The 276-nt window shown below is 51.1% G+C and carries 1 protein-coding gene; it reads right to left on the bottom strand.

Annotated elements, in window-relative coordinates; all coding sequences use genetic code 11:
- Positions 1–60: 60 nt before the first annotated feature.
- A partial coding sequence (locus SB765_RS29460; RefSeq protein WP_410932464.1) for a hypothetical protein occupies positions 61–276 on the bottom strand: 216 nt, incomplete at its 5' end.

Here is a 276-nt window from a genome sequence, read left to right as displayed (position 1 = left end):
CTCAGCCCGAGTTTCTCAAACAGGTACTCTGACATCTCAGCTTTTGTAAGCGCCATAGGTTCAATCCCTCAAGGTTGCCTGGAATCGCTCTTTTAATGCCGCAACGCATTTGCCAACGGTCGCGGCAATCTCCTCTTCTTCGAGTGTCCGGCTGGTATCCTGCAAAATCAGGCTGATTGCGAGGCTCTTGTAGCCCTCAGAAACGCCCTTACCGCGGTACACGTCAAACAAGTTTACGCCAACTACCTGATTTACGCCAACTTTCTTACACTCCGC

Origin of the sequence: Pseudomonas sp. SIMBA_067 (genome assembly GCF_046534675.1) — a bacterium.
In the GTDB taxonomy this organism is placed as follows: Bacteria; Pseudomonadota; Gammaproteobacteria; order Pseudomonadales; family Pseudomonadaceae; genus Aquipseudomonas; species Aquipseudomonas putida.
Note: the sequence above shows the minus strand (reverse complement) of the source record. Positions and strands in the feature narration are given on the sequence as shown.